22 protein-coding genes are annotated in these 24021 nt (G+C 73.6%); 9 read left to right on the top strand and 13 right to left on the bottom strand.

What is annotated here, in order from left to right; genetic code table 11:
* The first annotated feature begins 322 nt into the window (after positions 1 to 322).
* On the top strand, positions 323 to 1150 hold the full coding sequence (locus ACZ462_RS11805; protein WP_467805827.1) for an NHL repeat-containing protein: 828 nt from the start codon (positions 323 to 325) through the stop codon (positions 1148 to 1150).
* Between the two features lie 74 nt (positions 1151 to 1224).
* On the opposite strand, the gene ACZ462_RS11800 is transcribed toward ACZ462_RS11805, so the two are convergent.
* The 3 genes from ACZ462_RS11800 to ACZ462_RS11790 form a co-directional block, all read right to left on the bottom strand.
* On the bottom strand, positions 1225 to 3078 hold the full coding sequence (locus ACZ462_RS11800) for an NHL domain-containing thioredoxin family protein (protein WP_467805829.1): 1854 nt from the start codon (positions 3076 to 3078) through the stop codon (positions 1225 to 1227).
* Between the two features lie 60 nt (positions 3079 to 3138).
* The gene (locus ACZ462_RS11795; protein WP_467805831.1) at positions 3139 to 3945 is read right to left on the bottom strand and encodes an ATP-grasp domain-containing protein; all 807 of its coding nucleotides are present in this window, start codon (positions 3943 to 3945) and stop codon (positions 3139 to 3141) included.
* Positions 3946 to 4241: 296 nt separating this feature from the next.
* On the bottom strand, positions 4242 to 4694 hold the full coding sequence (locus ACZ462_RS11790; protein WP_467805832.1) for a hypothetical protein: 453 nt from the start codon (positions 4692 to 4694) through the stop codon (positions 4242 to 4244).
* Positions 4695 to 5116: 422 nt separating this feature from the next.
* Here ACZ462_RS11790 and ACZ462_RS11785 point away from each other — a divergent pair, with 422 nt between their 5' ends.
* Positions 5117 to 5533, top strand: a complete 417-nt coding sequence (locus ACZ462_RS11785) for an ASCH domain-containing protein (RefSeq protein WP_467805833.1) — start codon at positions 5117 to 5119, stop codon at positions 5531 to 5533.
* 202 nt (positions 5534 to 5735) lie between these two features.
* Here the strand turns inward: ACZ462_RS11785 and ACZ462_RS11780 are convergent, their stop codons facing one another.
* Both ACZ462_RS11780 and ACZ462_RS11775 read right to left on the bottom strand, forming a co-directional pair.
* Positions 5736 to 6425 (bottom strand): hypothetical protein, encoded by a 690-nt coding sequence (locus tag ACZ462_RS11780; protein ID WP_467805834.1) that lies wholly within the window; start codon positions 6423 to 6425, stop codon positions 5736 to 5738.
* Between the two features lie 351 nt (positions 6426 to 6776).
* Positions 6777 to 7550, bottom strand: a complete 774-nt coding sequence (locus ACZ462_RS11775; protein WP_467805835.1) for a carbon-nitrogen family hydrolase — start codon at positions 7548 to 7550, stop codon at positions 6777 to 6779.
* Between the two features lie 148 nt (positions 7551 to 7698).
* Here ACZ462_RS11775 and ACZ462_RS11770 point away from each other — a divergent pair, with 148 nt between their 5' ends.
* On the top strand, positions 7699 to 8529 hold the full coding sequence (locus tag ACZ462_RS11770) for a maleylpyruvate isomerase family mycothiol-dependent enzyme (RefSeq protein WP_467805836.1): 831 nt from the start codon (positions 7699 to 7701) through the stop codon (positions 8527 to 8529).
* Here ACZ462_RS11770 and ACZ462_RS11765 read toward each other — a convergent pair.
* Positions 8519 to 9889, bottom strand: a complete 1371-nt coding sequence (locus ACZ462_RS11765) for an MFS transporter (RefSeq protein WP_467805837.1) — start codon at positions 9887 to 9889, stop codon at positions 8519 to 8521. The genes ACZ462_RS11770 and ACZ462_RS11765 overlap by 11 nt on opposite strands.
* A 246-nt stretch (positions 9890 to 10135) precedes the next feature.
* On the opposite strand from ACZ462_RS11765, the gene ACZ462_RS11760 reads away from it, so the two are divergent.
* Positions 10136 to 11317 carry a DUF418 domain-containing protein gene (locus ACZ462_RS11760; protein ID WP_467805968.1) on the top strand — a complete coding sequence of 394 codons (1182 nt, stop codon included), beginning with the start codon at positions 10136 to 10138 and terminating at the stop codon, positions 11315 to 11317.
* A gap of 51 nt (positions 11318 to 11368) precedes the next feature.
* On the opposite strand, the gene ACZ462_RS11755 is transcribed toward ACZ462_RS11760, so the two are convergent.
* The 5 genes from ACZ462_RS11755 to ACZ462_RS11735 all read right to left on the bottom strand — a co-directional run bounded on the left by ACZ462_RS11755 (position 11369) and on the right by ACZ462_RS11735 (position 17173).
* A complete protein-coding gene (locus ACZ462_RS11755) occupies positions 11369 to 13264 on the bottom strand; it encodes a C1 family peptidase (protein WP_467805839.1) in 1896 nt (631 codons plus the stop codon).
* Between the two features lie 162 nt (positions 13265 to 13426).
* Positions 13427 to 14899 (bottom strand): MFS transporter, encoded by a 1473-nt coding sequence (locus tag ACZ462_RS11750; protein WP_467805840.1) that lies wholly within the window; start codon positions 14897 to 14899, stop codon positions 13427 to 13429.
* Between the two features lie 152 nt (positions 14900 to 15051).
* Entirely contained in the window at positions 15052 to 16035 is a 984-nt protein-coding gene (locus ACZ462_RS11745) for an NADPH:quinone reductase (RefSeq protein ID WP_467805841.1), read from the bottom strand.
* 79 nt (positions 16036 to 16114) lie between these two features.
* Entirely contained in the window at positions 16115 to 16969 is an 855-nt protein-coding gene (locus ACZ462_RS11740; RefSeq protein ID WP_467805842.1) for a helix-turn-helix domain-containing protein, read from the bottom strand.
* A gap of 21 nt (positions 16970 to 16990) precedes the next feature.
* A complete protein-coding gene (locus ACZ462_RS11735; protein WP_467805843.1) occupies positions 16991 to 17173 on the bottom strand; it encodes a DUF6879 family protein in 183 nt (60 codons plus the stop codon).
* A 299-nt stretch (positions 17174 to 17472) separates the two neighbouring features.
* On the opposite strand from ACZ462_RS11735, the gene ACZ462_RS11730 reads away from it, so the two are divergent.
* Both ACZ462_RS11730 and ACZ462_RS11725 read left to right on the top strand, forming a co-directional pair.
* Positions 17473 to 17625, top strand: a complete 153-nt coding sequence (locus ACZ462_RS11730) for a hypothetical protein (protein WP_174250325.1) — start codon at positions 17473 to 17475, stop codon at positions 17623 to 17625.
* Positions 17626 to 17801: 176 nt separating this feature from the next.
* Positions 17802 to 18794 (top strand): methyltransferase domain-containing protein, encoded by a 993-nt coding sequence (locus ACZ462_RS11725; RefSeq protein ID WP_467805844.1) that lies wholly within the window; start codon positions 17802 to 17804, stop codon positions 18792 to 18794.
* Positions 18795 to 19039: 245 nt separating this feature from the next.
* Here the strand turns inward: ACZ462_RS11725 and ACZ462_RS11720 are convergent, their stop codons facing one another.
* The gene (locus ACZ462_RS11720; protein ID WP_467805846.1) at positions 19040 to 19618 is read right to left on the bottom strand and encodes an NADPH-dependent FMN reductase; all 579 of its coding nucleotides are present in this window, start codon (positions 19616 to 19618) and stop codon (positions 19040 to 19042) included.
* Between the two features lie 255 nt (positions 19619 to 19873).
* On the opposite strand from ACZ462_RS11720, the gene ACZ462_RS11715 reads away from it, so the two are divergent.
* Positions 19874 to 20767, top strand: coding sequence for a pirin family protein (locus tag ACZ462_RS11715; protein WP_467805847.1), 894 nt, complete (start codon positions 19874 to 19876; stop codon positions 20765 to 20767).
* A 157-nt stretch (positions 20768 to 20924) separates the two neighbouring features.
* Here ACZ462_RS11715 and ACZ462_RS11710 read toward each other — a convergent pair whose 3' ends face one another.
* On the bottom strand, positions 20925 to 21599 hold the full coding sequence (locus ACZ462_RS11710) for a TetR/AcrR family transcriptional regulator (RefSeq protein ID WP_467805848.1): 675 nt from the start codon (positions 21597 to 21599) through the stop codon (positions 20925 to 20927).
* 163 nt (positions 21600 to 21762) lie between these two features.
* Here ACZ462_RS11710 and ACZ462_RS11705 point away from each other — a divergent pair, with 163 nt between their 5' ends.
* Complete coding sequence (locus tag ACZ462_RS11705) at positions 21763 to 22317, top strand: SRPBCC family protein (protein WP_467805849.1); 555 nt, start codon at positions 21763 to 21765, stop codon at positions 22315 to 22317.
* 113 nt (positions 22318 to 22430) lie between these two features.
* Positions 22431 to 24020 (top strand): class I adenylate-forming enzyme family protein, encoded by a 1590-nt coding sequence (locus tag ACZ462_RS11700; RefSeq protein WP_467805850.1) that lies wholly within the window; start codon positions 22431 to 22433, stop codon positions 24018 to 24020.
* Position 24021: the final 1 nt, after the last annotated feature.

Below are 24021 nucleotides of genomic sequence, written 5' to 3'. Positions count from 1 at the left end.
ACGGAAAAAAAGAGCAGTCCCCCCCCCCCCCCCCCCACCCCGCCCCCCCTCTCCCCCCCCCCCCCCCCCCCCCCCCCCCCCCGCCCTCGCCCTCGCCGCCCTCGCCCTGCTGGCCTCCGCGCCCGCCCCCGCCTCCGCGATCCCGCCGCCGCCACCCGCCGCGCCGGCCGCGGATCCCGCACCGGCGGGCACGGCCGCGTTCCGGCTGTCCGACCCGCGGGTCATCGCGCACTACAGCCACGAGGACGGGCAGACCCCCGAGAACATCGCGCTCGACCCGGACGGCTCCGCGTACCTGACCTTCGCCCTCGCCCGGCAGGTCGTGCACTCCGACGCCGACGGGCACACCCGGGTCATCGCCACCCTCCCCGAGGCGGCGCCGGCGCGGACCCCGGGCACGGGCGCCGCGGCCGTCACCGGGATCGTGCGCACGCACGACGGCAGCCTGTACGTCCCGTACGTCACCGGCACCGACCGGACCGGCATCCACCGGATCCGCCCCGACGGCACCGTCGAGCTGTTCGCCCGCCTGCCCGCCGACGGCCACGCCAACGGCCTCGCCCTCGACAAGCGCCACGGCCTCCTCTACGCGGCCGACTCGCGCCTCGGCACCGTCTGGCGGATCTCCCTCCACGACGCCTCCGTGACCGCCTGGGCCGCGGGCACCCCGCTGGAACCGCTCACCTCGGCCGGCGCCAACGGCATCAAGGTGCACCACGGCGCCGTGTGGGTTTCCAACTCCGACCGCGGGACCCTGCTGCGGATCCCCGTCCGGGAGGACGGCACGGCCGGCGCCGTCGAGACCCACGCCACCGGGCTCGCCGGAATCGACGACTTCGCGTTCACCGGGGACGGCAGGACGGCCGTCGCCGCGCTGCCCGCCTCCGACGAGGTGGTCCTCGTACGGCCCGACGGAACCCGCGGCACCCTGCTGACGCGGCGGGACGGGATCTCCGGCCCGACATCCGTCGCGGTCCGGGACGGCAAGGTGTACGTGGCGAGCGCGTCCGCTCAGGCCACGGACAAGGACCCCAACCTGCTGGTCGCCGCCATCGAGGGCGCCGGCCGCGGCGAACCGGCCCCCGCCGACCCCGGCGCGGCGCACAGCGGGGCGGCCGCGGCGGCCACCGACGAGGCCTCCGCCGCATAGCGGCCCGGGGCGGCGCCGCCGGCTCGGTCCCGGCGCCGCCGTCCGGCGCGCCGCCCCGCCGCCCCGCCACGGGATCAGGCTCCGGCCGCGGCCTCGTCGTCCATGCCCGCGAGGACCAGCGGCAGCCGGGCCGCCCCGCCCTCCGCCACCTTCAGCGGGACACCCCAGTCCTGCTGGTGCACATGGCATGCGGGGTACTCGTTGGCCGGGTCGTCGTCGCAGGACGCCGCCATCGCCGACACGTGCAGCACGCCCTCGGCGACCTCCGGGTTCAGGGCCAGCTCGCGGAACAGGTCCGTCCCCGCGCCCTCGCCCGACAGCAGCAGCTCCGGCGGGGTCGACGACACCAGCAGCCGCGTCGACGGCCCGTACCGGGTGTCGAGCTTCTGCCCGCTCGGCGCCCGGAAGACCACGTCCAGCCGCAGGGTGCCCGGCGCGACCTCGGTCGCCGCCCGCTGCGTCCGGTGCGCGACCGCCTCCACCCGCACGGCCTCCTCCGGCAGCCACAGCCGCGTCAGCCGGTGCCGGGCCGACTCCACGACCACGATGTCCTCACCGGCGAGGACCGCGCCGCTGGGCTCGCGCAGGTCCGTGGCGAGCGTGGTCACCTGCCCGGTCGCCGGGTCGAAGCGGCGCAGCGCGTGGTTGTACGTGTCGCACACGGCGACCGACCCGTCCGGCAGGGCCGTCACGCCGAGGGGATGCTGGAGCAGGGCCTGCGCGGCGTCGCCGTCGCGGTGGCCGAAGTCGAACAGGCCGGTGCCGACCGCGGTCCGCAGCACGTACCCGTCGCCGTCCTCGGCGCGCTCGACGTAGCGGAGCGCGCTGTTCTCCGAGTCGGCCACCCACAGGCGGTCCCCCGCCGCGGCGAGGCCCGACGGCTGCGCGAGCCAGGCCTCGGCGGCCGGGCCGTCGAGGAGCCCCTCGCTCGTCGTGCCCGCGGCGACGGCCACGGTGCCGTCGGCCGGGTCCCACGTCCACAGCTGGTGGACGCCCGCCATCGCGATCCACACCCGGTCCTGCCACCAGGCCACGTCCCACGGCGAGGACAGGTCCACCTCCAGCGCCGGGCCGGAGCTCGGCGAGCCCTGCCACCACTGGCGGCCGGTGCCGGCGACGGTCTCCACGGCCCCGGTGGCCGGGTCGTACGTGCGCAGCGCGTGGTTGACGGTGTCGGCGACGACGACCTTCCCGCCGGGCAGCAGCGCCAGGCCCTGCGGCTCGCTGAAGGCGTCCGGTCCGAAGCCGCGCTCGCCGCTGCCGACGTGCCGGACGACGGTCTCGCCGTCCGGGGCCAGCTCGACGAGCCGGTGCCGCGTCGAGTCGGACACCAGCAGGTTCCCCGACGGCAGCACGAGCGCCTTCCCCGGGAACCGCAGGTCGCCCGCGACCGGCTCGGGCGCCACGTACGGGCCGTCCCCGCGCCGCAGCGTGCCCTTGGCGGCGTGCTCGGCCTCCAGCTCCCCGACGAGCCGCTCAATGGCATGCGCATGCCCCTCGCCGGCGTGCTGGGCGACGATGTACCCCTCGGGGTCGATCACGACGAGCGTCGGCCAGGCCCGCACGGCGTACTGCCGCCAGGTCGCGAGCTCGGGGTCGTCGAGGACGGGGTGGTGCACCTCGTACCGCTCGACGGCATCGACGACGGCGGCGTGCTCGGCCTCGTGCACGAACTTCGGCGAGTGCACGCCGATGACGACGACGGTGTCGCGGTGCTTCTCCTCCAGCTCCCGCAGCTCGTCGAGGACGTGCAGGCAGTTAATGCAGCAGAACGTCCAAAAATCGAGAATCACGACGCGTCCCCGCAGGTCGGCGAGGGTCAGCTCTTTGCCTCCGGTGTTCAGCCAGCCCCCCTTCCCGACCAGCTCGGGGGCGCGGACACGGGCACGGCGGGGCGCAGGGGTGGGCGCCGGGGCGGCATCGTTCATCCTTCAAGCTTGCCATCCGCGTGTGAACGGCGGATCAGCGCGCGCTCCCTGCTCCCGGGCTCATGCCTTCAGGAAGGCCTCGAGGGAGCGGACCAGGGCCGTGGTGAAGGCGGTGCGGGTGGGGGTGGGGAGGCGGTCGAGGGAGAGGTAGGGGTTGAGGTCCTCCAGTTCGACCAGGAGGAGGCCGCCCTCGGGGGTGCGGCAGGCGTCCACGCGCTGGATGCCGTGGGCGAGGGTGTTCCACTCGACGAAGGTGCGGGCGAAGGCCAGGTCCGCGGGGGTCGGGTCGTAGGGGGTCAGTTCCCAGCGGCGGTCCGGGTCGGGGGCGTGGAGGGCGTACTGGAAGGCGTCGTCCACGAAGTAGAAGGACACCTCGTACGCGAAGTCGATGCGCGGCTGGATCAGGTGCGTGCCGGGCGGGGTGGAGGGGGTGGGGGTGTAGTGCAGGCCGATCGAGTCCGCGCCTTCCTTCGGTTTGACCGCGTATGCGGTGGAGCGCGGGAGGAGGTGCAGGTCGGCGGGGTCGTCGATCGTCGGGATGACCGGGAGGCCCGCGGCGGTCAGGTCGAGGAGGTACTGCTTGCCCGCCATGTCGCCGCGGCCGGTGGGCGGGTTGTAGACCGGGGTTCCGGTGGCGCGGGCCGCGGCGCGGAAGGCGTCCCACTGCTCGCGGTAGTGGATCACCGGGCCGCTGTTGCGGACGATCGCCGCGTCGAAGCCGTGCGCGAGGAGGGCCGCGGCGTCGCCGGGGTGGCACAGGGCGAGGTCGAAGTGCTCGCGCAGGCGGGAGGTGAGGTGGACGTCCTCGTCGCCGTAGCGGCGTCCGCGCGCCGGGTACGCCAGGTCTGTTACGTAGAGCAGGGCCATGGCCCCAACCTAGTGCTCCGGCCGGGTCGGGGCTCCTGCCCTTGAAGGCCGCTGAGCGGGTTCACGCCCGGCGGGACGTCGACGCCCTCCACCGTTGCGAGCGCACCGCCCGGAAGGCCGTCCGTTCGGTCCTCGCCCCCTTGCACGCCGCAGCCACCCGCATCCAGGACCTCGACCCGCCCGCCCAGCACACCTGCCACGCGCCGAGAGGGAGTCTCCCGACCACGTACGAGGACGGGAGACTCCCTGATGCAGGCCGGACAGGCGACCGATGACCGCGAAGTCGGAAGCCGATCTCAGTCGCGGTTGCGGTCGTGGTCGTTGTGGTTGCGGTCGTGGTCGTTGTGGTTGCGGTCGTGCTCGTGGTGGTTGTGGTCGCCGTTGCGGTCGTGGTCGTGGTCGTGCTTGTGGTGGTCGGGGGCGGGATGGAACTTCACGGTCGTGGTCGTGGTGACTGTCCTCTTGAGGACCTTGCCGTGATGGTTCTTGGTGGTCTTGGTGACCGTCGTGACGGTGGTGACCTTGACCCGCCCGTCACTCAGGGTGCGCTTCGTGACCGTGGTCTTGGTCGTCACGTTCGCCTGGGTGCGGCCCTCGTGCGCCACGTACTCCTGGATCGTCTGAACGGCCGGCGTCTGCGGCGTGGCCGGCGCGGCCGAAGCGGCGGAAGGGAGGAGCGCTCCGCCGGCGGCGAGAGCTCCGCAAGCGCCGAGGAGGGCGAGACGCTGGGTGAGGTTGACGCGGGTCATGGGTGTCTCCTGGAGGGGTAAGTCAGCCGGTCCATCGCCCGGCCGATCCGAGTCGCCCCTTGCTGGGGCCGTGCTTCCATTGGGCCCCGTGGACGGCACCCGGGTCAGGCCCCTGGATCTCGGGGCTTGACACCCTCCTCCTCGCAGTGTCCGTTCCTCGGCCGGACAGGTCGGCTCCCGACGCGGTCGGCGGAAGGTCCTCCGCCACTGCTGCGGTGCACCCGCTCGCCCGGCCGCCCGTCCCGCCACCGTTGCGGGGCTTCCCGAGTGCGGGACGTCCCGGCATCGCGCACCTTGGGCCGCATCCCGCTGCTCCTGTCGCCGGTGGGGCGGCCCGCTCCCTACCGGCTTTGCGCGGGACGTGTGGTTACCGTTCTCCCATGCCGCCTGACCCCGCATCACGTCCTGCCGAATTCACCTCCATGCCCAGGGCGGAGTTCGCCTTCCCCGGTCCGCTGCGCGACCGGCTCGTCGCGGCGATCCTCGACGGTTCGAAGACTTCTACGACGACGCTCCTCGTCGACTACGAGCACGAGTGCGAACCCCTGCCGGAAACGGGGGACCGGTGGGTGGTCATCGACTCGGACGAACGTCCGGTCGCGATCATCGAGGTGACCGAAGTGCGCGTCGTCCCGCTGGCAGAGGTGGACCTGGCGCACGTGGTGGACGAAGGGGAGGGTGACACCAGCGTGGCTCGGTGGCGTGCGGGCCACGAGGAGTTCTGGCACAGCGAAGAGATGCGTGCCGCGTTGGAGGACCCCGAGTTCACCGTCGACGACGCGACGCCAGTGGTTCTGCAGCGCTTCCGCCTCGTCACCGACCTTCGCGCCGCCCCTTGAGGCCGGTCCGGGCGGCCGCTCCGACCACGGCCGTCCCGACCGGATGGCAGCCGGCAAAGGTGGTGCCCAGGCTGCTACCGCCCTGCTGCCGTCCGGGACCTCGTTCCGGCTGCGGTGTAGGCCTGGGCGGGCCCTGCGGCCGCGCCGGGGGCGCGGCGGGCCGCCGCGTGGCTGCTGTCCCGGGTGGGCGGAGCGTCGCTCGTCAGGTATTGGGCTGGCACTTGAGGGTGAACGTCAACTCGTCCGACGCTTTGTCTGCCGAGAGCTTGGCAGTCACCTTGGGGGCGGGGTCCTGGGGCATCGCCCGCGTCGGGGACTTCACCCGGAACGATTCGACCTTCATAGGTGAGGCGGTGAACTTGACGTCCGGGGCGATCGTCCTGTTGCCGGACGACCAGGTGTAGTCGACGTTCCCGGTCCCCTTTCCGACGAGGCTGCCCTCGAAGGTGACTTCCTGCGGTTCCTTGCAGTTGACCTCGGGGGTCGCAGTCGACGCCCTGGTGATATCCACGGACGTAATCCTGACGGGTGCGGCGGGCGGCCTGGCAGCCTTGTCGCACTGGGTCGTCTGCTTGTTGGCGCCCTGCCCGACAGACACGCTGTAACGGGCGTTCTTGACGTCCTCTTCCGTGAATGCGCCCTTCGCGTTGACGTGGGCCGTGAACGTTGCGTCCGCTCCGGTGATGACCACTTCCTGCCCTGCCTTGAAGCCCTTCAGTTGCAGGTCGTACTCGACGGGATCCGTACCGGCGGCTACGACGATGCCGCATTCCGGTTGCTGCGGGGCCGCAACCGGCGCTGCTGGGGCAGCATGGGCGGCGAGCCCGGGCGGTAGGGTGACAGCACCCACGATGAGGGGTGCGAGAATTGCGTATTGGGCGTGCCGATTCATGCGATCCCTCCTTGCAGGAATGGCATTGCGGGGATAGCCGACATCTCGAATGGCGCACGCCATCACTCCGCGCGGTGCGGGTGCAGGCAAACGACGTGAGCGCGGGGCCGCGGGTACCAGCCAAAGGCCCCCCGGCGGCCCGGGCATCTGTATTCCGGTCGGGCCCATTTCCTGGGCACCGGGCCACACGACGCCCCTCTTCCAGGGTATCTCCGGACCAGGGACGCGGCATGCTGGGCGGTCTGTATCCCTCGAGTCCCCCCGCAGGGGCGGTTTCGGGCCTGGCGTGCGCATGGGCAGCTCGTGCGGTCTGCCACCAACTTGTTCCGCAATTGCGGCTCGCAATTGCGGCTAGAGGCGGCGGTCCTTCAGGGCCGGGAACTGGTCGCGGGTCTCCGCGACCTTCGACGGGTCCAGGTCGACGTGGAGGACCGTCTCCTCCGGGCCCGCCTCGGCGAGGACCTCGCCCCACGGGTCCACCGCCAGGCTGTGCCCGGCCTGTTCGACGCCCGCGTGGGTGCCGGCCAGGGCGCAGGCCAGGACGTACGACTGGTCCTCGACGGCGCGGGCGCGGTTCAGCAGGGTCCAGTGGGCGCGGCGGCGGGCGGGCCAGCCCGCGGAGACGACCAGCGTCGTCGCCCCGGCGTCGACGAGGCCGCGGAACAGTTCGGGGAAGCGCAGGTCGTAGCAGGTGGCGATGCCGAGGGTCTGCTCCGGCAGGGCCACGGTCGTCAGGGTGTCGCCGGCCGCCATCATCACGGCCTCGCCCTGGTCGAACCCGAAGCGGTGGATCTTGCGGTACGTGGCGGCCAGCTCGCCGGCCGGGGAGATCGTCAGCGCGGTGTTGTAGAGGGAGCCGTCCCCGGCGCGCTCGACGACGGAGCCGGCGTGCAGCCAGACGCCCGCGTCGCTCGCGGCCTTCGACATCGCCTCGAAGGTGGGGCCGTCGAGCGGCTCGGCCTCGGTCTCGAACAGCTCGTAGGCGAAGGCTCCGACGGTCCACAGCTCGGGCAGCACGACGAGGTCCGAGCCGGCCTGCTCCCGTACGAGATCGGCCACGCGGGCCCGGCGGCGGGCCACCGACTCCCCGTCGGACACCGCGATTTGGATGAGCGAGGCGCGCACACTACCACCGTTCTGGCGTTCAAGCCGCCGATTCGGGCCTACGATCGTCACACGAAAGCACTGCCGGGGTGCTCATCGGCAGCGTAGTTTGGGATCCAGTCCACCGCTTCCGGAAAACGCGCCACCGAACAGCTCGCGAGGGGTCCCCTTGACCGTCCATCCGCATCCCAGCCTCCAGCCCTATGCCGACGCGTGGACCCACTCCGTCGAGGCGATATCCGAGCTGGTCCTCCCGCTGACGGAGGGCGAGTGGAACCGGGCGACACCCTGCCCCGGGTGGTCGGTCCGGGACATCGTCTCGCATGTCATCGGCGTCGAGACCGAGATGCTCGGCGACCCGCGGCCGATCCACACGCTGCCCCGGGACCTGCGGCACGTGGTGGACGAGTTCACCCGGTACATGGAGGTCCAGGTCGACGTCCGGCGGCACCACACGGCGCCGGAGATGACCTCGGAGCTGGAGTACACGCTGATCCGGCGGTCGCGGCAGCTGCGCAACGAGAAGCGGGATCCGGCCACGGTCGTGCGGGGGCCGCTGGGCGACCAGGTGACGCTGGAGACGGCGCTGCGGCTGCGGGCGTTCGATGTGTGGATCCACGAGCAGGACCTGCGGGCGGCGCTCGGCGTGCCGGGCAACTGGGACTCGCCGGGCGCGTACGTGGCGCGGGACCTGATGCTGGCGCAGCTGCCGAAGGTGGTCGCGAAGAAGGCGGGCGCGCCGGCGCACTCGGCGGTCGTGGTGGACGTCCACGGGCCGGTGGAGTTCCTGCGGACGGTGCGCGTCGACGGCGGCGGGCGCGGCAGCATCGACTCGACTCCCTCGCTGGGCCCGGCGGTCACGCTGGCGACGGACTGGGAGACGTACGTGCGCCTAGCGGCGGGCCGGGTGCGGCCGCACGCGGTCGGCGACCGGCTGAAGGTGGAGGGCGACCGGGAGCTGGCGGACGCGATCCTGGCGAACTTCGCCGTCACGCCCTAGCGGCGGGCTGCGCGGCGGCCGTGCGCTCGCGGCCGTGCCCGCCTTCCTGCTCGCCTTCCTGCTCGCCTTCCTGCTCGCGTTCGTCCGCGCGTTCGTCCGCGCGTTCGCGTTCGCGGGCCAGGGCGCGGCCGCGGAGCCGCAGGATCCGGGCGACGCCGAGGAGCTGGACGGCGAAGACGGAGGAGAAGGCGGCCCGGTAGTCGCCGCCGGTGGCGTCGAGCAGGACGCCGATCGCGAGCAGGGCGGTCATGGAGGCGAGGAAGCCGCCCATGTTGGTGATGCCGGAGGCGGTGCCCTGCCGTTCGGCCGGGTTCGCGGGGCGGGCGAAGTCGAAGCCGATCATCGAGGCGGGCCCGCACGTCCCGAGCACCGTGCACAGCGCGACCAGCAGCCACATCGGCGCGCGGCCGCCGGGTACGGCGAGGACGGCGGCCCACAGGGCGGCGGTCAGTGCGACCGTGCCGAGGGCGAGCGGGGCGCGGGCGCTCTGGCGGCGGCCTATGGCCTGGCCGTAGACCAGCCCGAAGAGCATGTGCGAGGCGACGATGAGGGTGAGCAGCCCGGCGGCGGTCGTCCGCGGCAGCCCCTGCGCCTCGACCAGGAACGGCATGCCCCACAGCAGCAGGAACACCATCGCGGGGAACTGGGTGGTGAAGTGCACCCACAGGCCGAGGCGGGTGCCCGGCTCGCGCCAGGAGTCGCGGATCCGGCTGCGGACGAACCCGGCCCCGCCGGAGCCCGGCCCGGCGGCGGCCGCCGGGCCCGCCCCGGCGCCTTCGGGGCCGTCCCGCAGGAACAGCACCAGCGGGGCGAGCACCACCAGGCCCGCGGCCGCGCTGCCCGCGAACGCCGCGGCCCAGCCCAGCCCGTGCAGGACGGGCGCGAGGACGAGGGTGGACACGAGGTTGCCGGACATGCCGACGAGCCCGGCCAGCTGCGCCATCAGCGGTGCGCGGCGGACGGGGAACCAGCGGGTGCCCAGCCGAAGGACGGAGATGAAGGTCATGGCGTCGCCGCAGCCCAGCAGGGCGCGGGCGGCGAGGGCGGTCTCGTACGAGGGCGCGAGCGCGAAGCCGAGCTGGCCGACGGTGAAGAGGACCGCGCCCAGGGTCAGCACCCGCTTGGTGCCCAGCCGGTCCACCATCAGGCCGACGGGGACCTGCATGCCGGCGTAGACGAGGAGTTGGAGGAGGGAGAAGGCCGACAGGGCCGAGGCGGAGACGTGGAAGCGGTCCGCGGCCTCCAGCCCGGCGACGCCGAGGCTGGTCCGGAAGACGACGGCGACGAAGTAGACGGCGACGCCGATGGACCAGGCGGCCACCGCCCGCGGCCCGCCCGGGGGCTCCGCGGGGCCGGTCACCGGCCGGTCGCCGGCACGGGCTGCCCGGCGCGGCCGGCGCGGGCCCGTACGGCGGCGGGGGCGGAGGCAGGCGCGGGCACGGTGGCGGAGGCGGGCATGCACCCAGCATAGGTACATGCATCATGCACGCGTATGGCGTTCCATGATGCGGACGAGACGGGGCCGGGCCCGCTGCATCGAAGGATGTACGGCGGCTTCGTCCACCGGCACGACGTACCGGGCCGGGCGCGCCGGGACGCTGGAGCCATGGCCCACACCACCGCCCTTCCCGGGAGCCGTGTGACCGCGGCCCGGCTTCCGCTGCTCGATGTCCTGCGCGGCGCCGCCATCCTCGGCACGCTCATGACCAACGTCTGGATCTTCGCCGCGCCCGGCTCCGAGTGGGGCGTGCTCCAGGGCGGGCTGGACGCCCCCGACCCGCGCACGGACCCGTCCGCTGCGAACATCGCCGAGTCCGTGTTCCGGTTCCTGGCCGACGGCAAGTTCCTCGCCCTCCTGACCGTCCTGTTCGGTGTGGGGCTGGCCATCCAGTACGACTCCGCCGCGCGCCGCGGCGAGCCGTGGCCGGGCCGGTACCCGCGGCGGGCGGCGTTCCTGTTCCTGGAGGGCACGGTGCACTTCGTGCTCGTCTTCGCCTGGGACGTGCTGATGGGGTACGCGGTCACCGCGCTGCTGGCCGCCTGGCTGCTGGCCCGCTCCGAGCGGGTGCGGAGCGCGGTGATGTGGACGGCGGGCGGCCTGCACCTCGCACTCGTCGGACTGCTGACCCTCGCCCTCGCGGCCTCGCCCGACGGGGCGGACCGGGCGCCCGACCCGCAGGCCGTCGCCCTGTACGCCGAGGGCAGCTGGGTCGACCAGATCCGCTTCCGCCTCGGCAACGCCCTCGCCCTGCGCATCGAGCCCGTCTTCACCTTCGGCCTGCTCCTCTTCCTCTTCCTGCTGGGCGTGCGCCTCTACCGGGCCGGGGCGTTCTCGCCCACCGGTGCCGGGCGCCGCATCCGGGTCCGGATGGCCCGCTGGGGCCTCGGCGCGGGCCTGCCGCTCGGGGCGGCCGCCTGGCTCGGCGGGGACGACTTCTTCTTCCTCGGGCGGTACGCCGTCGCGCCGCTCGTCGCGCTCGGCTACATCGGCCTCATCGGCTGGGCCCTCGACCGCTTCACCGTCCCCGGGGCGGCCGCGCTCGGCGCGATCGGCCGGACCGCCCTGTCGGCGTACGTCGGCCAGAACGTGCTGTGCATGCTGGTCTGCTACGGCTTCGGGCTGGGCCTCGCCGGCCGGCTCGCCGGGACCGGGCCCTGGTGGGTGATGGGCCTGTGGGCGGCGGTGTCGCTGGTGCTGGCCGCCGGGTCCGTGCTGTGGCTGCGGCGCTTCGACCGCGGCCCGCTGGAGGCGGTGCAGCACCGGCTGACCGGCCGGCGCCGGGCCTGACGCGCCGCCCGTGCCCGGGCGGACGGGGGCCTCGTACGGGGCCGCGTCCGCTCAGGCAGGGCCGATCACCCGCCCCTCGTGCCAGCCCGCCCCGTCCCGCCAGTAGTGCTGGAGGCGGCGGTCGGTGCGCAGGACGACGGCCTCCAGGTTGAACCCGAAGCTGCCCTGGAGCAGGCCGGTGACGGCCTGTACGCCGTGCCCGAAGACGGCGCTGCGGCTCCAGGCGGACCCGGCGGCGCCGCGCCGCCAGTGCTCGACGCGTCCGCCGGCGACGGCGACGCACAGCTCGTAGGTGCCGGCGGTGTCCTCGTCGGCGGCCCCGTCCTGCCCCTCGATCATGCAGGGGGCGGAGGCGGCGCCGCTGCCGAAGACCTCGCCGGGCCGCCAGGTGAACCCGTCGGCGTCGTCGCGCCACCACCGCTGCATCCGGCCGTCCGTTCGCGCGGCGACGAGGTCCAGGCAGCGGCTGCGGGTCTGGACGAGGGCGGGCCCGCAGTGGGCGATGCCCGAGGCGAAGCGGCCGCCGTCGTTCCACGTCCAGGGGGCGCCGTTGATCCGCCACCAGTGGTTCAGGCGGCCGTCGGCCGTGCGGACGACCACCTCGAAGTTGCCGGGTTTGCCGTAGTCGCTCTGGATGAATGCCGGGGTGGAGCCGACCGCGGCGTCGCCGGTGCCGAACGCGCCGCCGTCGCGCCAGCAGCCGGCGGACTGCTCGAAGTACCAGTGGCGCAGCCGGCCGCCGGTCGTCACGTGCAGGGACTCCATGTTGCGGTTGTAGGTGGAGCCGGTGAAGGACGGCTGCCCGGAGGCGTCCCCCGCGAAGGCCGCGGCGCGCGCCCAGGGGAACGGGGCATCGCCCTCCCGCCACCAGTGCCGCAGGCGGCCACCGCCCGTCGTGGCGACCATCTCGAGGTTGCGGTGGGCGCGCCCGTTGCCGCTCTCGTAGACGTTGCCGGAGTGCAGGCGGCGCCTGGACCACGGGTCGACGTCGGTGCCGGTCAGCCCGCACTTGGCCCAGTGGTCGACGCCGGACTCCCCGTACGCGATCCGCCCGTAGCCGCCGACGTGGTGGCGCGGCCCCCACGAGTTCCGGAACAGCCAGCAGCCCGCGGCGTCGTCGTAGCCGACGACCAGCACGCAGTGCCCGCCGGCGGGGCGGCCGCCGGTGCGGTGGTAGACGCCCGCGCCGAGCGCGAAGAAGTCCTCGTCCACATCGAGGCAGGCGGTGAGCGGGCCGACGGTGTCCAGCCAGACCTTCTGCTGCTCGACGTCGCCGAGGCGGACGTACCCGCCGATGCGGACGGTACGGCCCGACCGGTCCCAGCCCGGGGTGTACTCGGCGCGCCAGCCGTCGCGGCGGTCGGCGGGCACGGACGGCGGCGGCGGGGAGTACGGCCAGCAGTCCGGGTCGGCGAGGCCGCCGTTCTCCCGGATCCAGTCGAGGGCCGTCTCCGGGTCGGAGCCCTGCCCGCAGGCCAGGCGCAGCCCGTCGTGGACGTCGCCCGGGGAGCGCTCCGCCCACACGCAGTGCTCGATCCGGGCCATCGACTCGACCAGCCCGGCCGCGGCGAACGCCCCGCAGGAGGCGCAGGGGGCCTGGTCCTTGACCTTCGTCAGCCACGGCATGCCCCAGCGGCCCCGCCAGTCGACCGCGGTCGGCAGCGCTCCGGCCACCGGGCCGCGGCCCGGGCCGAGCAGGCCGTGCGCGGCGCGCCGGCGCGTCAGGTGCGGGACGGCGCCCGGCCGGCCGGCGAGGGCGCGCAGGTCGACGGTTCCGGCGTCGGCGGCGGTCGTCGGCTTCGCACCGGGGCCCAGGCCCAGCGGCGGCCGCGGCAGCGGTTCGCCGTCGGCGAGGTGCTCCAGCACCGACCAGCGGGCCCCGAGCGAGGCCAGCCTCGCCCTCAATTCCCCCGCGGTGCGGGCGGACCCGTTCGACTGCTCCGGCATGGCGGCCCCCCGGCTGCTGCGCTGCGTACAAGACCCGGGAGCGTCCCGCCGCGGCCGGGCCGCGTCAAGGGAGCCCGCGCGGTCGCGCGGACGCACGGGGGGTCGTACGCCGGAAGGCCCGGCGGCGGGGCATGCGCCGGGAGGCCCCGCGCGCGCCCCCGGTCAGGCCCGGGTGGCGGGTCGGGCGGGCGCCGGCTCCGCGGGCGCGGGGGCCGGGGGCCGGGGGCGGCGGTCGGGGCGCAGGCCGTACAGGGCCCAGGGGACCGCCAGGAGGAACACGGCGCAGGCCGCCTCGAACGCGAAGGCGTACCCGCCGGTCGCGGCGTGCGGGTCGCCCGCGGCGAGCAGGGCGGCGGTGCGGGCCTCGGCGGCGGAGGTGGTCAGCGCGAGGCTGGCGGTGGGACCGGCCAGGATCGCCGTGTTGACGACCGCCCCCGCCAGGGCGGACTGCCCGTCGGGGACCTGGCCGACGGCGCCCACGACGGCCGCGGAGACGAGGGTGCCGCTGCCGGCCGCGAGGACCGCCAGCCCGGCGAGGACCGCGGCCTCGGAGCCCGTACGGAGCCCCGCTGCGCCGATCAGGAACAGCCCGGCGGCGATGGCGGCGAGCCCGCCCGCCGCGACGGTCCGCACCCCGAGGCGGGCGACGGTGCGCCCCGCGGTGAAGCCGACGCCGAGCAGCACCGCGCTGTACGGGACGAACGCGAGGGCGTTCTGCAGCCCGGACCAGCCGCGCTCCTGCTGGAACCACAGCGCGAGGAGGAAGGCGGTGCTCGCGCCGGTCGCCGGGCCCAGCAGCGCGCACACCAGGGCTGTGGCCCTGCGGCGGGACGCGAGGAAGCCGGGCGGCAGCAGCGGGGCGGGGGCCCGCCGCTGGGCCGCGGCGAACGCGGCGAGCAGCACCGACCCGAGCGCGAGCGGCCCGAGGACGGCGGCGGCGGTCCAGCCGTGCGGGCCGGCCATGACCAGGCCGTAGCCGAGGGAGCACAGGGCGAGCGTGCCGAGGACGGCGCCCGGCAGGTCCGGGGGGACGCGTACGGGCGCGGGCCCGGTCGGCAGGAACCGCGGCGCGAGCGCGAGGGCCGCGGCGGCGACGGCCCCGAGCACGCCGAAGCTCCAGCGCCAGCCCGGCCAGGAGGTGAGGAGCCCGCTGAGGACGATGCCCGCGGCGGCCCCCAGGCTGCTCAGCAGTCCCCAGCGGGCGAGGACGGCGGAGCGGGCGGGGCCCTCCGGGTAGACGGCCCTCAGCAGGGCCATGGCGGCCGGGGCGGCCATGGCGGCGCCGCAGCCCTGGAGGAAGCGGGCCCCGAGGACGAACGGCGGGGCGGGGGCGAGGGCCGCGGCCAGCGAGGCGGCGGCGAACAGGGCGGTGCCCCGGCAGAACAGGCGGCGCGGGCCGGTCCGGTCGGCCAGGCGCCCGCCGAGCAGGAGGAGCCCGCTGAAGGCGAGCCCGTAGGCGGAGCTGTCCAGGACCAGGTCGATGCGTCCGAGCCCGAGTTCCCGCGCCATGGCCGGCCCGGCGGCGAACGTCACCGACACCGAGGCGTTGAGCAGCAGTTGCACGGAGGCCAGCAGCGCGAAGGGCGCCCAGCCGGTCCGCCGCGGGGCGGGCGCGGGCTGCGGGGGGTGGTCCATGCGGCGAGTCTCGCAGCGGGCGGCGGGGGCGGCGCCGGGGTGCGGGTCAGTGCGTCAGGTCGCCCCGGCGGCGTACGGGGCGGGTGCCCCGGGGGCGCGGTGGGTGCGGGCGCGCGCCCCTGCCGGGCCGGGTGGGCCCGTGCCGCCGGCCGTCAGGACTCCTTGGGCAGCAGGACGACGCGGCTGCCGTGGAGTTCGCCGTCCTCGATGCGCCGGTGGGTGCGGGCGGCCTCGGACAGCGGGACGCGCTCTATGGACCGTGCGCGCAGCCTGCCGTCGCCCATCAGGCGGTTGATCGCGACGGCGGCTTCGGCGAGTTCGGCGGTCGTGGCGTGGGAGATGACGAAGCCGACGACGGAGCCGTCCTTCATGTAGAGCGGCCCGGCGGGCAGGACGGGCTGCGAGCGGGCGCCGGCGAGGAGCACGATGCGGCCGCGCGGGGCGAGCACGTCGACGGCGGCGGCCAGGTCGTTCACCCCGGAGGTGTCGATGTGGACGTCGATCCCGCCGGGGCTGCACGCGCGGATGCGGGCGGTCAGGTCCGGGTCGCGGTAGTCGAGCACCTCGGCGGCGCCCAGGGACCGGCAGTGCTCCGCGTCGCGGGCGGCGGCGGTGGCGACGACCCGGGCGCCGGCCTCGACGGCCATGGTGACCAGGGCGCTGCCCACGTTCCCCCCGGCCCCGGCGACGAGGACGGTCTCCCCGGGGCGCACCCGGCCGTGGGTGAACAGCGCCAGGTAGGCGGTGCCAGCGGGGTGCACGACGGCGACGGCCTCGGCCGCGTCGACGCCGGGCGGCAGGCGGTAGAGCCGGTCGGCGGGGACGACGGCCTGCTCGGCGGCGGCACCCTGGCGCCCGCCGTGGCCCAGGCTGTTGCACCAGACGCGGTCGCCGGGGGCGAACCCGATGGCGCCGGGGCCCGCGGAGACGACGGTGCCGACGAGATCGCGGCCGACGGCGAACGGGAAGTCGACGGGAGTGCGGAAGAGCCCGGACCGCACGAAGGTGTCGACCGGGTTGACGGAGACCGCCTCGACGTCGACGAGGACGTCGGTCGGCCCGGGCACCGGCGGGTCGATCTCTCCGTACCGGATGTTCTCGGCGGGGCCCAGTTCTTCGATGAAGGCTGCACGCATGCCCCGATCCTCGCAAGGACGACAGCACCCGGGGCACCCGCCGGCCGAGGCTTCGTCAACTCCCCGCAGCTGCCCGTTTTCAACCCCGGGAGTCCAGCAGGCCGATTGCCGACGCAATGAGCGCACGAGCGTCCGGGCCGTACGATGCTGCCTGTTTCAGGTTGTCGAACGCTTTCAGGTACAGCGCCACGTCACTCGGCTGCGTTTCCTTGATGGCGGCCGACAGGGTTTCCACGTGAACCCGCTGACGGTCGAATATGGTGAACGTTTCCAGCGGCCACGCCGGCCGGGGCGCCGTGAACGGGATGATTCCCAGCGAAACGGAAGGCAGCGCCATCACGGACAGGAGATGGCCCAACTGTGCAGCCATTGCTTCCGCGCCGCCAATCCGGTACCGCAGGACCGCCTCTTCGATCAGGACAGCGAACCTGTGGTCACCTTCGTGGATTACGTGCGATCGCTTGATCCGCGCGGCCACGGCTTCTGTCACGTCGTCCGGTGTTCCGCGGAACCTGGCGATGGAGGTCAGCAGAGCCGTCGCATATTCTTGGGTCTGGAAGAAGCCGGGAATCACGTTGGAGCAGTACACGTGGAATTGCCGCGTCTGCTCGTAGAGCGGTACACCCGACTCCTGCAGCCGTCTCAGCCCGGTCCGCTGGAGGCGCTTCCACTGGACGTACATGGAATCGGCTTGCCGGTTGGAGGCGATCAGGTCATCGGCAAGCCCCGGCACGCCGCATGCTGCGCACCAGGCTCTTATGTCCGCATCGCTGGGCGGCGTCTTGGCGTGCTCGATTCGCGACGACTTCGACTCACTCCACCCACACCGGGCAGCCAACTCACGGGCCGTGATCCCTGCGTCGAGCCTGATTTCCCGCAACCGATCGGCTACGGCTTCCCTGGCCGCTTGGGCTTTCGACGAAGGCGATGACATGAATTGACTGTCCGGTTCGACTCAGATCGCGTATTCGTTGTGCGGGGTTGCCCGCCGCCAGATTTCCTCGAACGCACTGCCACAGAGCTGAAGAATGCCGGCGTCGGTGCTCAGTTCATCCATGACGTGCCGGCCACCCCCGGCGAAGTGGTGGATACGAATCAGCTTTCCGTCGAACAACCAGAAGTCATTGGCGGGGTCCACCCCTGCAACACCAGTTCTCCCGCCTCCGCGTCAGCCCAGACGGTGGGGGCAGTGCTCAAGGTCGGTGTTCGGGTCGATCCCAACGAACCGTAGCGCCATGACGGCCTCTCTCCGGATGTGGTGTGCCTGAACTTGCACGGCCATCCTCCCAATGTCGGACAGACAGTCAAGACCGCCTGGCCGAAATGGCGTGCAAGCTCATGCAAGTTGGTGGAGACGCTTGCTCCGCGCGCTCTAGCGTCTGGCCATCACGGCAAGACCGTGCAGACCCCCGACCATCTCGAGCGAAGGAGCATCGGATGCCCAAGCACGGCGGCGGTACCGGAAGCGGCCAGGGCGGCAGCCAGCAGGACGACAGCAGTAGCGGGGCCAGGCACGGCGGGGGCGGCTCCGACGAGGGCGGCAACACGTCCGACGGCTCCGGCCCCACCACGGGCAAGCAGGCACGGTGACGACACGCACCCAAGAGGCGGGCCCGTCGGGTCTCGCCTCCGCCCTCATTGCCTCGGGCGCTCTGCATCCGGATTGGCTGCCCGCCTTCCGGGCAGTCCCGAGGGACATGTTCGTTCCCGACCGCATCTGGCCCGGTATCGCGGACGGGACCCGGCAGAACCCCGCGGTGGATCGCATGAAGGACCCGGAAGGGTGGTTCAGGGCCGTGTACGCCGATATCCCGCTGACCACTCAGTGGGACGACGGCAGCCACACCGGGGACGGGCTCGGCACGACACCGTCCAGCTCCAGTTCCCAACCCCACATGGTGTTCTCGATGCTGGAGGATCTCGACGTGGGGGACGGGCATCGAGTCCTGGAGATCGGTACCGGCACGGGGTGGAACGCAGGGCTGCTCTGCCACCGGCTCGGCGGTGAGAACGTCGTCTCCGTCGAGTTCGACCCCGGCGTCGCCGAGGGGGCCGGGGAGAACCTGCGAAACGCCGGACTGTCCCCGGCCCTGGTCGTGGGCGACGGTGGGAAGGGATACCCGGGAGGAGCGCCGTACGACCGCGTCATCGCGACGTGCTCGGTCCGGGAGGTACCCGGGGCGTGGGTGGAGCAGACCGTGGCCGGCGGGTTGATCGTGGCGCCGTGGGGGACGCTGTACGGGGGTGAGGCGATCGTCCGGCTGACTGTGCAGGGCGGCCGCACGGCCAGCGGGCGGTTCACGCGCTCCAGTGCCTTCATGCGCCTGCGGCAGCAGCGGGCGGACCGACCCCCGCACGATGCCTACTTCAAGGGCCGGAAGTGGCCTGCGGACGGCGTCAGGAGCGTCACCACTCTGTCACCCGCCGACGTGGGCGGATGGGTGGAACAGTTCGCCATCGGACTCCAGATGGCCGGGGCGTTCTGGACTGTGGAGCGCTACGGAGACGGCGCGTACACGCTGTGGACCTACAGCACCGACACACTGTCGTGGGCGTCCGCCGACTACGAGCCGGGGGCCGACTCCTTCGAAGTGGTGCAGTCCGGCCCACGAAGACTGTGGGACGAGACGGAAGCCGCCTACCTCTGGTGGGAGGGCCAGGGACGACCGGGGTTCGATCGGTTCGGGCTGACCGTAGCGGACGGAAGGCAACGACCCTGGCTCGACCACCCGGACCACCCGGTTCCCGCAGTGGGCTGACAACGCCGCAACCTGGTGTGCGCGCCTGCCCATGGCGTCTGGGCGGGGCACTGCCAGGACGAGGCGTCGTCAACTGCCCGCTGGCACAGCCTCCTACGACGTCCGGGCGCACCGAAGGGCCGCCACGGGGGTTGGGGGCGGCCCTTCGGAGAGGGGGGTGGGGGGTGGCGGAGCGGCGGTCTCCGGCCTGGGGGGCGGACCGGCAGGTGGGGGTGGGGGGCTGCCGAGGCGCCGGGTGGGGCGGGTCAGGACGCGGGGGCGGCCAGGGTGCGGGTTTCGCGGATCTTGGCGGCGAGTGCCGCGAGGAGGTCCTGGAGGATCTCGACGGTGGTGTCGTCGGTGAGGTTGCCGGCCTGGTCGAAGCGCTCGTGCGCACGGAAGATCTGGAGTTCCGGCTTCACGACGACCCGGGAGTCCGTCCACAGGAACATCTGGCGCAGGGCGAGCTGGGCGCGGACGGTGCCGAAGTTGGTAGGGGCGGCGCCGGCGATGGCGATGGGCTTGCCGGTGAGGGAGGAGTCGAGGGCGGGGCGGCTCGCCCAGTCGAGGGCGTTCTTGAGCACGCCCGGGATGCCGTAGTTGTACTCGGGGGTGGCGATGAACAGGCCGTCGGCCTCGGTGATGCGGCGCCGCAGGTCGGCGACGGACTCCGGCAGCGCCTCGGCCTCCACGTCGCCGTCGTACGGCGGGATGTCGCGCAGGCCCTCGTAGACCTCGATGTCCAGGCCGCCCAGGGCGAACTTCCGGGCGGCGCGCACCAGGGCGCTGTTGTACGAGGCCGCGCGCAGGCTGCCGGAGATGGCGAGGATCTTGAGGTCGGTCATGGGCTGTCCTTCCGCAGGGGCATGCGCAGCGCACGGCGGGGGCGGCCGGGGGCCGTCCGCGTGCCCCTGCGAGTGCGTGGTGGGCGTCGGTGCCGGATGGCAGGAGTGTGGGTGGGCGCGCATCCGGGCGGCAACAGGGCTCGCCGGTATCCGTCACGTGCCGCGGCCCTTGCCCTAACTGAACTGAACTGTATAGTTCATTGGAAGGGAGGGGCGACCCCGTACGACCCCGTACACACGACGAGAGAAGGCATCATGACCACCCTGGGTTCCGCCGTCACCGCGGCCACCGCGATCCGCTCGGTGGCCGACGTCCTGCAGCCGCTCCACACGCCGGAGGGCGAGGGGTACCCGGTCCGGCGCGCCTTGCCGACGCCGCAGATCCCCCTCCTCGACCCCTTCCTGACGGTCGACCAGGCCGGCCCCGCGGCCCTCGGGCCGGGCGAGGCCGAGGGCGCGCCCGAGCGCCCGTACCGCGGCTTCGAGGCCCTCACGTACGTCCTGGACGGCGCCCTGGAGTGCGCCGACTCGACCGGCTTCCGCGCCGCGCCGGCGCCCGGGGACGTGCACCGGCTGACCGCCGCGGCGGGCGTCGTCCACGCGGAGGAGCCGGCGCGGGCCTTCCGGGACGCGGGCGGCGTCCGGCACCACCTCCGGATCTGGGTGAACCTGCCCGCCGCGCACAAGGGGGCGCGCCCGCGCGCCGAGCACCTGCCGGCGGACCGGATCCCGGTGGTGCGCAGGCTCGACGGCTCCTGGTTCAAGGTGATCGCGGGCACGGCGCTGGGCGTGACCGGGCCGGTCGCGACGCCCGCCCCCGTGACGGTCGTCCACGCCTGCCTGGCGCCGGGCGAGAGCGCCCGGCTGCCGGCGCCCCCGGGATGGAACACGGCGGTGTACGTGCTCTCCGGCAGCGGCGCCGTGGGCACGGCCGAGGTCCTCGACGGCGACCTGGCCGTCCTCGCGGACGACGGCGGGGCGGTACGGGTCGCGGGCGGGCCGGTCGGCGCCGACCTGCTCTTCCTGAGCGGCCGACCGATCGGCGAACCGGTCGTCCGCAGCGGGCCGTTCGTCATGAACACCGCCGAGGAGATCGAGCAGGCCTTCGACGACTACGCCTGCGACCGCCTCGGCCGCTACGACGGCTGACGCCCGAGCCCGCCCGCCGCAGACGGTGCGCGGAACCCCCCGGTGCACCGACCGGGGGGTTCCGCGCGCTGCCGTACGGCCGCCACCGCGGCCGCCACCGCAGCGGCAGCCACAGCCGCAGCCACAGCCACAGCCACGGCCGTACGGGCGGCAGGGCTCAGGCGTCCACGCCGTACTGGTTGAGGAACATGTCCACCCCGCCCTGGATCAGCCGCTCGCCGAGCTCCTCCCCGAGGTGGGTGCCGTACACCCCGTAGACCAGGTGCGGGGAGAGCACCAGCCCGGACAGCTGGAGCACCGCCAGCTCCATGTCCGGGATGCGCAGCAGCCCGCGCTCGTCCAGCCGGCCCAGCGCGGCGGCGAGGGCGGCGTGCTGGCGGCCCGGGCCCTCCTCCTGCCAGGTGCGGCCCAGCTCCGGGAAGCGGTGCCGCTCTCCCGCGATGACGTTGCGCAGCGCGAGGACGTCGGGCGTGGTCAGGCCGGCCACCCAGGTGCGGCAGGCCTCCACGAGGTCGGCGCGGACGTCGTCGGACTCGGCGAGGCGGGCCTGTATCACCGACTGGGCGACCTCCAGGGCCTCGTCGAGGGTCTGCCCGATGACGGCGTTGAAGAGGTTCTCCTTGCTGCCGAAGTGGTTGTAGACGGTGACCTTGGAGACGCCCGCCTCGGCGGCGAGCTGGTCCACGCCCGCCCCGAAGCCCTCGCGGAGGAAGACCGTGCGGGCGGCGGCCAGGATGGCCTGCCTCTTGCGGGCTGCCCGCGCACCGGTGGGCGCCCCGGCGGGGGTTGCGGCGGGCCGCGTGGTCTCGGCGGTGCTTGTCCGTGCGGTCATGGCGCTCATCCCCAACTTTCTCCGGCTGCGGCCCCAGTCTAGAACCGAACTGAACTGTACCGTTGCGTTCAGTTGAACTGAACTGTATGGTTCATCTAGCCGGGCCGCCAAGAAGGGGGCCGCAGAAGGCAGTTGAAACGTCCCACCGCAGGAGGAGACAGACATGAGCGGCACCCAGAACCCCCTCTTCAGGTCGCGGGCCCAGGTGCACGTCGCCGCCGCCCCCGCCGAGGTCTACGCCGCGGTCAGCGACCTGGCCCGGATGGGCGAGTGGAGCCCCGAGTGCCTCGGCGGGGAGTGGACGACCGGCGAGCCCGGCGCCGTCGGCTCCGTCTTCCGCGGTGACAACGAGCGCGCCGAGGACGTCGTCGCCTGGGCGCCGGTGGTCCGCGGCCGGTGGACCACCTACGCCGAGGTCGTCGCCGCCGAGCCGGGCCGCACCTTCCAGTGGGCCATGCACAACAGCAGGGGCGAGAAGCAGGACAGCGTCTGGGGCTTCACCATCGAGCCCGACGGCGAGGGCACCCTGCTCGTCCACCACTTCCGGATGGGCGCCGCCACCGAGGGCATCCAGGGCATCACCGCCGAGATGGACGACGCCCGCAAGCAGCAGTTCTTCGCCGAGTGGGGCGACAAGGTCGCCGGCGACCTCGCCGAGACCCTCGGCCGCATCAAGGTCGTCATCGAGAAGGAAGCCGCCTCGCAGCAGCCGGCCTGAGCGCCGCCGCCGCCCCGAGGCCCGGCCGCGCCGGCCGCACCCGCCGCACCCGCCGCACCAGTACCCGCCGCCCCCGGCCCCCCATCCGTACGTCACGTGAGAAAGGCAAGGCGATGATTCTCCAGCGCATCGGCAACAAGGGCATCCGCCTCGGCACGCTCTTCGAGCGGGCCGCCAGGAAGCACCCGACGAACGTCGTGATCCTCGACCACGACCTGGACATAGCCCCCCAGCTGGGGCGCCGGGCGACGGTGGCGGAGGTCGCCGACCTCATCGACGACATGGCCTCCCGGCTCTGGGCCGCCAACGTCCGCCCCAGCCGGCGCGTGGTGGTCTACAAGTCGGACGGCTTCGACATCACCCTCCTCGCCTGCGCCGCCGTCCGCATCGGCGCCGTCCCGGTGCTGCTGTCGCCGAAGCTGGACGGCGAGACCGTCGCCGAGCTGGTCCGCCGCACCGACCAGCCCTACCTGCTCACCGACCAGAACAAGCTGGAGACGGAGCTGCCGGCCTCGGTCTTCGAGGAGGCCGAGCAGGTCCTGCTCACCTCCGGCAGCTACAAGGAGGCCGTCGAACTCGCCTCCCTCGCCGGCTCCCCCCGCGTACCGGCCGTCACCATGCCGCCCGAGCACCCCACCCTGATCACCCACACCTCCGGCACCACCGGCACCCCCAAGCTCGCCGTCCACACCGGCGCCACCCTCCAGGCGCGCTACCGCCCGCAGGCCGCCATCACCAAGCCGCTGCTCCCGGGCCGCGAGACCATCGCGATGCACGTCTCCTTCGTCCACTCCCGGCTGATCACCGCCCTCGCCATCTCCCTCTTCCGCGGCTACCCGATCGTCGTCCTCGCCGACTCCGACCCCCGCAAGGCCGCCGACCTCTTCGCGCAGCTGCGCCCCGGCATCCTGGAGGCCCACCCCAACTCCTTCATGGAGTGGGAGGAGATGGCGGACGACCCCCGCAAGCCGCTCGCCAACGTCAAGCTGTTCTCCAGCACCTTCGACGCCATTCACCCGCGCACCGTGCAGCGGCTGCTGGCCGCCACCGAGCGCACCGCCCCCGTCTTCGGCCAGCTGTACGGGCAGAGCGAGATCGGCCCGGCCGTCGCCCGCTCCTTCTCCCGCCGCCGCGGGCTCGACGCCGACGGCCGCTGCGTGGGCATGCCCTTCCCCGGGATGACCGACGTACGCGTCGTCAGCCGCAACGGCCTGCCGGTGTCCGAGACGAACCCGGGCTTCATCGAGGTCAAGAGCGACGGCCGGATCGTCACCTACCTCGGCGAGCAGGAGCGGTACGACAAGCAGGTCAACGACGGCTGGTGGCGGATGGGCGACGTCGGCTACCGCACCAAGTGGGGCTGCGTGCACCTGCTCGACCGCGAGGTCGACATGATCGAGGGCTTCGGCTCGACCCTCGCCGCCGAGGACACCCTCTTCACCCGGCTCGAAGAGCTGTCCGAGGTCATCATCATCCCCGACGAGTCCGGCCGGGCCGTGCCCATCGTCTGCACCCGCGACGACAGGCCGATCGACCCCGCCGCCTGGAAGGCCGCCACCGCCGGGCTCCCCCCGATGGCCGAGCCCGTCCAGTGGCGCCAGTCCGACCTCCCGCAGACCGCCACCACCAAGATCAAGCGGCTGGAGCTGGCCCGCCTGATCGCCGCCGGCACCGCGTCCCAGCTCATCGAGGAGAAGATCTGAC

Source organism: Streptomyces sp. NPDC031121, assembly GCF_055570615.1.
Note: the sequence above shows the minus strand (reverse complement) of the source record. Positions and strands in the feature narration are given on the sequence as shown.